A 2,131-nucleotide genomic window follows, 5' to 3' on the forward strand; every position below is an offset into this window, starting at 1 on the left:
ATTCCCGCCCCCTCCCGATTGTGCCGTTCAGTCCCGTTCAGCCCCCGCACAGTCAGGCCCTCCGGCCCCTGGCGTCGGCTGACTGCCCTTCAGTCGAGCAAGGCTGATTGCTCGCCAGGAAGATTGTTCCTATCTTCTCAGGTTCCTCCCGCCACAAGTAGCCGAGACAGCTTGCGGCTCGCCCGGCTATTGTCGCTTGCTCCCTTCGCGCCTCTCCGTTCGCTGTAGCCGCGCTGATCTTTGTCCCAGCTCTTCTTTTTCCGCCTTCCTGCTCACCTGCTCCCAGTGTATTGTTACGTCTCGCCGCCAGCACTCCGACGCCGTTACAATGCCAGCTTGATCAGTAGTTTTGCTGATCTCAGCAGAGACTGCCTGCACTGAGCCCTCCGCCTCTTGACAGTTGGTATTAGCATGCCCTAATATCTTAGCAGCGTAGTCGGATATTAGGTCTACCTAATATGCTGGGAAGGCCAGCGCAGGTAAGCGATGGCCTCTGCCTTTCACTATTAGAGGAGTATGACCGGATGAGTAGACAGACGGAAGTAAGGCAGCCGGCACGATCCTGGGTATCACTGTTGGCCTGGAGCACGCGCGATATTTTGATTCTGGCGGCCATCAGTGTTGTCTTCGGCCTCTTGCTTGGCGCCTTACTCTATCCATACATGCTATCCGTAGTGCTCGGCCCGATTGTGGCCTGGGCCTGGGTTGGATTGTATATTTTGCCTGGCTTCTTCATTGCCTATGCCTTACGCAGGCCAGGTGCGGCCTTTTTGATTGCCCTGCTCTACTGTTTTGTGTCGCTGCCCATCTCGCCCTATGGGCCATCGATCATGATCACCGGTATTCTCTACGCCTGTTCGGGCGAGATCAGCGTGGCTATTGGCACACGCTACCGTCACTTTGGCTTACCCTGGATGGCCCTGACTGGGTTTGTGGGCGGGATTGCAATGCTCATTATCTACGCAATCTTCTATCCTTCGGCCTTCAAACTGGCGCTACCGGTGCTGATCGGAGTGATCGCCATCACTCTTGTAAGCAGCACACTGAGCGGTATCCTGGCGAAGTATCTGGGGGATGCGGCGGCTCGCACGGGGGTCTTGGCTGGCACAATCCGCCGCGAACAGGATGAAATCTAGTTCCCTCCTGGCTGGCCCAGGGAGACCAGTGCATCTGGCTCTTCCTGTTGCGCCAGATCAGCGCTACCTCAGCCTCTCGTTGGGGTTGGTCACAGCCGACCAGCCCCAACCTCAGCCTTTAGCTGCTAGTTACGTTCGCCATAGTGGGCAGACAGTTGGCGAGTTGGGCAGAGAGCAAGGCAGAGCGGTAGAGGCTGGCAGAGGAGAAAGGCGATGAGCAAGACAAGGACGGCTCTCATTGAGATCGAGGATCTGACGGTTAAGTATCCCGGGCGGCGCACGCCGGCTCTGGAACGGCTTCAGCTCCGGCTGGCTGCCGGTGAGACCGTGCTGTTGCTTGGTCCCTCGGGCAGCGGCAAGAGCACGCTGGCCCTGACGCTGAACGGTTTGATTCCTCACAGCATCGGGAAGGTGCAGAGCGGGTATGTGCGCGTGGCCGGCTTCGATACGCGGCAAACAAGTGTGGCTACGCTGGCGCAGCGGGTCGGTCTGCTCTTCCAGGACCCAGAGGCGCAGTTTGTGATGTTTACTGTGGAGGATGAGATCGCTTTCGGGCTGGAAAATCTCTGCTTCTCGCCGGCGGAGATGGAGCGCCGGATCAGCGAGAGTCTGGCGCTCGTCGGTTTGACGGAGCTGCGCTATCGGCGTGTTGAGCAGCTTTCAGGTGGAGAGAAGCAACGGGTAGCGCTGGCAGCTCTGTTGGCTCTCGAGCCTGAGATCCTGGTTTTTGACGAGCCGACGGCTAATCTGGACCCACAGGGGACCCAGGAGGTCTTTGGGCTGCTGCGCCGCTGCCGGGAAACGGGCCGCTTCACGATTGTGCTGATTGAGCACCGCCTTGATGAGCTGATGGATCTGGTGGAGCGCATGGTGGTTCTCGACAAGCGGGGTCAGGTGGTTGTAGATGGTCCACCACGCCAGGTGCTAGGCGAGCATTTGGGGACATTGCAGGAGCTAGGGGTATGGGTGCCCCAGGTTGCCAGGCTGGCTCACGC

General features: G+C 58.9%; 2 protein-coding genes. Both read left to right on the forward strand.

Going from position 1 to position 2,131, the window contains the following annotated elements; genetic code table 11:
* The first annotated feature begins 524 nt into the window (after positions 1-524).
* Positions 525-1,136, forward strand: coding sequence for an ECF transporter S component (locus IRZ24_RS19635; protein ID WP_297168277.1), 612 nt, complete (start codon positions 525-527; stop codon positions 1,134-1,136).
* A gap of 213 nt (positions 1,137-1,349) precedes the next feature.
* Positions 1,350-2,131, forward strand: a 782-nt coding sequence (locus IRZ24_RS19640) for an ABC transporter ATP-binding protein (protein ID WP_297168280.1), incomplete at its 3' end; no start/stop codon positions are given.

The organism is Thermogemmatispora sp., from assembly GCF_019683755.1.
Classification (GTDB): domain Bacteria; phylum Chloroflexota; class Ktedonobacteria; order Ktedonobacterales; family Ktedonobacteraceae; genus Thermogemmatispora.